At 59.2% G+C, this 6,088-nt stretch carries 6 protein-coding genes; 5 read left to right on the forward strand and 1 reads right to left on the reverse strand.

Going from position 1 to position 6,088, the window contains the following annotated elements:
* Positions 1-544: 544 nt before the first annotated feature.
* Positions 545-1,606, reverse strand: coding sequence for an ISNCY family transposase (locus tag CAPSK01_RS22920; protein ID WP_337958581.1), 1,062 nt, complete (start codon positions 1,604-1,606; stop codon positions 545-547).
* 168 nt (positions 1,607-1,774) lie between these two features.
* Here CAPSK01_RS22920 and aceK point away from each other — a divergent pair, with 168 nt between their 5' ends.
* The 5 genes from aceK to CAPSK01_RS22925 all read left to right on the forward strand — a co-directional run.
* Positions 1,775-3,526: a bifunctional isocitrate dehydrogenase kinase/phosphatase gene (aceK, locus tag CAPSK01_RS12685; protein ID WP_034927142.1), complete on the forward strand. Its 1,752-nt coding sequence runs from the start codon at positions 1,775-1,777 to the stop codon at positions 3,524-3,526.
* 53 nt (positions 3,527-3,579) lie between these two features.
* A complete protein-coding gene (locus CAPSK01_RS12690) occupies positions 3,580-4,140 on the forward strand; it encodes a cob(I)yrinic acid a,c-diamide adenosyltransferase (RefSeq protein WP_034927144.1) in 561 nt (186 codons plus the stop codon).
* A 62-nt stretch (positions 4,141-4,202) separates the two neighbouring features.
* Positions 4,203-4,760 (forward strand): hypothetical protein, encoded by a 558-nt coding sequence (locus tag CAPSK01_RS12695; protein ID WP_034927147.1) that lies wholly within the window; start codon positions 4,203-4,205, stop codon positions 4,758-4,760.
* Between the two features lie 420 nt (positions 4,761-5,180).
* A complete protein-coding gene (rpoE, locus tag CAPSK01_RS12700; RefSeq protein ID WP_034927150.1) occupies positions 5,181-5,780 on the forward strand; it encodes an RNA polymerase sigma factor RpoE in 600 nt (199 codons plus the stop codon).
* A 35-nt stretch (positions 5,781-5,815) separates the two neighbouring features.
* Positions 5,816-6,088: SoxR reducing system RseC family protein (locus CAPSK01_RS22925; protein ID WP_273703630.1), on the forward strand; the 273-nt coding region annotated here is incomplete at its 3' end.

Consider the following 6,088-nt stretch of genomic DNA (forward strand, 5'->3'; position numbering starts at 1 on the left):
ACGGGCTTCAAGGGCCTGCATCAGTGCATCGTCCGGCAGGTAATCGAGCGCCAACGACAAACGGTCAAGGTCGGAACAGCTTTCAACGTCTTCCCAGGAAAACAGCCGGGCTTGCGGGACATGGGCCATGGTAGCGCTCACGAGCAGAGGAAAAGTATGATTATACCATATACTGCTACGTCTAAGTACCTGTTACTGTGTATATTTATTGTTTTCCGACCAGAGAACTTGGGGTGGGGTGAAAGTTGATCGCCAATGCATAAACGACCGCTGAACGGCGGAAAATAGGCCCTAAACTGGGGTGGAAAATTTCTGCCCCCCGTCTGAAACCCAGTAATGGCAAGGGTTTGCGAGGAGCGAAAATGCCTCGGGCCGGAGAAGCGTCCGGCCTGCTCGCCTGCCGCTACTGACGACGGCGCTGTTGGCAACAAATAGAACTGTCCGGTTTTGTAGCACATGAATTGTCCGCTTTGACCGGGGCGGGGAAAGCGGTGGAGGGCGTAGCCCGGAACCGATTTCCCCGTCCCGGGCGGCCGCGGCGGACCTACGCAGCCACCTTCAAATTCGGAGGCATGACTTTGCCGGCTTCGTCATAGTCGGCTAATTTGCGCGGGCCATGCAGGATCGCCAGTGTGTGGTCCGTACGGCGCAGCACCGCCACCTTGGCCTTGACATAGTGGCAGCGATGACGATCGGCAGGGATCTGCAACTTCATCCCCTCGAAGCTGACGCAGTGGTCGTTGCCGACGGTGCGCTCAAACCGCTCGCATAGGATGTCGCCGAGCGGACCACCGATCCAGCCGACGAAGGCGCTACCTTCTTCCATCGCCGGCTGCATGAACTCGGCGTTGAAGGCCGACCGATAGACTTCGGTCAGGTAGCGGTTGGCGTCCGCCATGTCGGTGATCCCGGCCAGTGTCAGTTCCCGCGGCAGGCGGTCCTGATGGGTGCGAAACATGCGCTCCGAGCGCCCGCGGGCTTCTGGCGAGTAGGCGGCGATCATCTCGATTCCGAGGCGCTTCATGGCCTGCCCGAATGGCGTCAGGTTTTGCTTGTCCACCTTGCCCCCGGCTTCCGGCGTAGGCCAGTAGTGGCTGCCCCGGTCCGAATAGAAGGTCGAGAAGAGTCCCCGTGATTCGATGACTTCCCTTACGCCCCGCAGGCTGCTCATCGTGCCTTCTTCCTCCACGAAGAACATCGAGTAGTGCTCGTTGGTCACGTCGTCCATCGTCACGATCAGATCCCATTGCTGGCCAGCGACCCATTCGTGCGTGCTGCCATCCTGGTGAATCATCAACCCCGGCCACGGCGAACGCTCCCGGCGCTTCCGGTGCGCCCCTCGGGCCTTGCCCTTGGGAACCAGGGCCGCTTCCTGCAGCCGACTCTTCACCCAGGGGTAGCTGCGGGCGCCACCGTCTTTTCGATACCACGCGTAAAAATGCTTCGCCCTCCACCCCTCGTGCCGCCCTCGGTACTTTTCTGTCAGCCGCATCACTTCATCTACCGGCGCCCTCCTGTGCGAAACATGCATCAGTCGCCGATCTATACCGAAATAGGCCACAAACGACTTTAGGTGATTTCCGCAAAAAGCCGTACCAAGAGTCATGGCGACAGGCCGGGCTCATGGCCAGAATAACAAGCCGCTGCGGTAGTTGTTCGGGATCTTGGTTCCCGGAAATCACCTTACTTGTTCCCTACATACTGACGACGGCCTGGTGCGGCGCAGCACCGCGGGTGCTACAATCGTTCCACGTCAGGTCATCGGGCTCAATTCATGGACATATCGACTGTTGCAAACGTGCTCGCCCAACGTATCGCCGAGGCGATGATCGATGGCTTCAACCGGCACTATCGACTGATCCGTCGCTACGGTCAGCAAGCCAAGCTGCTGTTCGAAAGTGCTGACTGGAAGGGCGTCCATGATGCCGTTCGCGAACGGATCCGTTCCTACGATGACCGCGTCAGCGAGACGGCCGAGCTGCTGTGTGCCAACTTCAGTGCCGCTTCGCTGGACGATGCCACCTGGCAGCAGCTCAAACTGTTCTATATTGGACGACTGATCAACCACAAGCAGCCTGAACTTGCGGAGACCTTCTTCAATTCGGTGTGCTCGAAGATCCTGCACCGCACGTATTTCAACAACGACTACATCTTTGCCAGGCCGGCGGTGTCGACGGAGTATATCCAGTCCTACCCGCCGACCTACCGGAGTTACTACCCGGCGCAGCACGGCCTGCGCAGGACGGTCAGACAGGTCATCGCCGACTTCGACTGGCAAAGGTCTTTCGAGGATCTCGGCCGGGACGTTGATTACATCCTGCGTACCGCCCGGAAGCGCCTCGGCGACTGGCCGAAGGCCGAGGCCAACGCGCAGATCCAGATTCTGCATTCGGCTTTCTACCGCAACAAGGCGGCCTATCTTTTCGGCAAGGCGATCAACGGCCATGACGAATTACCCTTCGCCATCGCCGTCGTGCACAACCCGGCTGGCAAACTGGTGGTCGACACGATCCTGCTTGACGGCTGGCTGATCAGCGTCCTGTTCTCACTGTCGCGTGCCTATTTCATGGTCGATATGGAAGTGCCTTCGGGCTACGTGGCCTTCCTGCGCAGCATCATGCCGAACAAACCTCCTTCCGAGATTTACACCATGCTGGGCCTGGGCAAACAGGGCAAGACGCTTTTCTTCCGCGACCTCAAGCAGCACCTCCGTCATTCCGAAGACCAGTTCATCATTGCGCCGGGGATCGCCGGCCTGGTCATGCTGGTGTTCACCTTGCCGTCGTATCCCTATGTGTTCAAGATGATCAAGGACGTCTTCGGAGCTTCGAAGGAAATGGATCGGGCAACCGTGAAGCGGAAATATCTGCTGGTCAAGCAGGTAGACCGGGTGGGTCGCATGTCGGACACGCTCGAGTTCTCGCATGTGGCGCTGCCAAAGCAACGATTCTCGGCTGAACTCATGGAAGCACTGCGCACCCTGACACCGTCCCTGCTCGAGGAAGAGGGTGAAGACCTGGTGATCAAGCACCTCTACATCGAACGCCGCCTGACGCCACTCAATCTCTATCTGGATTCGGCGACACCGGCGCAGATCGATCACGCCGTCCTCGAATACGGTAACGCCATCAAGGAATTGGCCATCGCCAACATCTTTCCGGGCGACATGCTCTGGAAGAATTTTGGCGTGACCCGTTACAATCGTGTCGTTTTTTACGACTACGACGAGATCGAGTACATGACCGACATCAACTTCCGCGTCATTCCGGAAGCGCCATACCCGGAAATGGAGATGTCCGGAGAACCTTGGTATTCGGTCGGACGACACGATGTCTTTCCCGAGGAATTTGCCGGTTTTCTGCTCGGTTCGCCAAAGGTGCGCTCGGCTTTCCTCAAGTACCATCGTGCGCTGCTGAATGTGAAGTTCTGGAAGAACGCGCAAGACAAGATCCGTGCCGGTCATCTCGAGGATTTCTTTCCCTATCCCGAAGAACTGCGTTTCTGCAATGCTTTTGCTGTGGACTGAGGCGTGCATGCGCCTTCCGCTATAATCATCATCATTTGATCAGGAATCCTGGCATGGGCAATCGACTTTCCAAAATTGTGACTCGCACCGGTGACGCTGGCACCACCGGTCTCGGCGATGGCACCCGGGTGAGTAAGGACAGCTTGCGCATCGAGGCCATGGGGCAGGTCGACGAACTCAACTCGACGATCGGGCTGTTGCTGACCGAAGAGATGCCGGATGACATCCGGCAGGCCATGCTGCGCATCCAGCACGATCTCTTTGATCTCGGGGGCGAATTGTGCATGCCGGGAATGAGCGTCATCGGCGAGGCCCATATCGGTCGACTCGAAGATCTCGTCGAGCAGTTCAATGCCGATCTGCCGCCGCTCAAGGAATTCATCCTACCCGGGGGTACCCGCGCTGCTGCCGTTGCTCATCTCGCGCGTACCGTCTGCCGCCGCGCCGAGCGTTGCATCGTGCGCCTGGCGGACACCGAAATGGTTTCCGATTTTGCACGCAAGTATCTCAATCGTCTCTCGGACCTGATGTTTGTCCTGGGCCGCGCCCTCAACAAGGTTAGCGGGCGGCCAGACGTGTTGTGGGTGCAGACCAGGAACCGCGACAGCGACTGAACGCACACGATGCTGGCAGGCGGACGCCAACCGAGGCAAGACATCTTTCACGGAGGATCAGCATGGCCATCGGCATTACGGTCATTACCACGACCAACCGGGTGCGGCGCTTTTTCCAGACCGACGCGGCCAGTTTCGAGCAGATTTTTTCAAGCCTCCAGCGCAGCGCGCAGCTCTTCTCCGGCACCCCGCTGATCATTGGCTCGGCGGGTCAGACCGAAGTTTTTGCCGCGGCGGCGATCGCCTGCCTGGAGATTGAAACGACTCACGATCTCAGCGGCTACCTGCCGAGCCCTGGCAACCTGACCCTGACGGCACTGACGGCCGAGCAGTACGCCGAACCGTTCGCAGGCCATCTCGAAGGAGAGCATTTCACGCGGCGCATAGCGTTTTTCTTCACGGGTGGCTATGTCTTATATACCCTCGCCGAAGGCATTCGCAAGCCAGCGCTTGCCGAGCGCCTGATGAGCCTGACCAGTCTCTTTGAGCGTCCGATGATCACCTATCGCCTGGCGAAAGGCGGCGTTGGCCTGATGAATCCACATGCCATGACCCGCTTCGTGATCACCCCGGGCGTACCCGACCTGCCGCGCGACGCCTGGCTTGCCGATACTGCGTAGGCACCGACTGGCTGACCCCAGGCCCACCACGGGGTCCAACACTCGCCCACATCGAGTTCGGCACGGAGCGTCCCCGCTTTTTCGCTCGCTGCGCGATACGTGTCGCGCAGCGGTGCGCGCCCCGGGAGCGCCGCCAGCAACCCGGCCACCGCACGCAAGGCACCAGACCGGGCGAGGATCATGCCCAGGCGCCAGCACGCCAGGCCCGCCGCAAACGATTTTCTCCACCCCGGAAAATGATTGGAAATGGTTGGAAACGGTGGTAATTCAACGACATTCCTGCCTTTTGACGGTGCGCTTCAGGATGATGTACAGGTCCGATAGCTCGGAATGGCCGGTCATGCACTGTTACGATGGCGTTTCGATGCTTGCGCTATACTTCGGCGCGGATTTTCGTATGCCAAAGGAAAAGCATAGAGCATGAGCGAACGCGAAATTGACCAGAAACTGGTCGAGAGCGCCCAGGGTGGTGACAAACACGCGTTCGACGCGCTGGTCGTGAAATACCAGCGCAAGGTGGCGCGCCTGTTGTCTCGCTTTCTTTACGATCACGCCGAGATCGAGGACGTGACCCAGGAGGCATTCATCAAGGCTTATCGGGCGCTGCCGTTGTTTCGCGGGGACAGTGCGTTTTACACCTGGTTGTACCGGATTGCCATCAATGCGGCCAAGAATCACCTCGTTTCGCAGGGACGCCGCGCCCCGACTTCGACCGAATTTGACGCTGAAGAAGCCGAAGGCTTTGAGGATGCTACTCAGTTGCAGGACATCAACACGCCGGAGAGCCTGCTGCAATCCAAGCAGACGGGTGCTACGATCAACGCGGCAATGGACGCACTCCCCGAGGAGTTGCGTCACGCGATCCTCCTGCGCGAGATCGAGGGCCTGAGTTATGAGGAAATTGCCGAGGCCATGAGTTGTCCAATTGGCACAGTACGTTCGCGGATTTTTCGTGCCCGCGAGGCCGTCGCCGAAAAGTTGCGACCGCTACTCGATACCTCGCAGGATCGCAGATGGTAACCCGGTCGAGAATGGGTTGGTAGAGAGGATGAATCATGACTGATGCCTGGGGAACGGTGACCGCGATTGATGGCCAGTACGCATACCTTCGCATGGACGAAAGCGGCTGCGGTCGCTGCAGACAGCCGGGAGGGTGCGGGGGCAACCATCTGGGCCAGTTGTGGTGTGGCCCGCCACGCACTTTCCGGGTGCTGAATCCCGATCATTGTGATGTCGGTGCGCGCGTGCAGGTGGCTGTGGCCGAGGGCTCGCTTGGCCGTAGTGCGCTGTATGCCTATGCGTTTCCCTTGCTGGCGCTGTTTGCCGGG

Origin of the sequence: Candidatus Accumulibacter vicinus (assembly GCF_000584955.1) — a bacterium.
GTDB classification, from domain to species: domain Bacteria; phylum Pseudomonadota; class Gammaproteobacteria; order Burkholderiales; family Rhodocyclaceae; genus Accumulibacter; species Accumulibacter vicinus.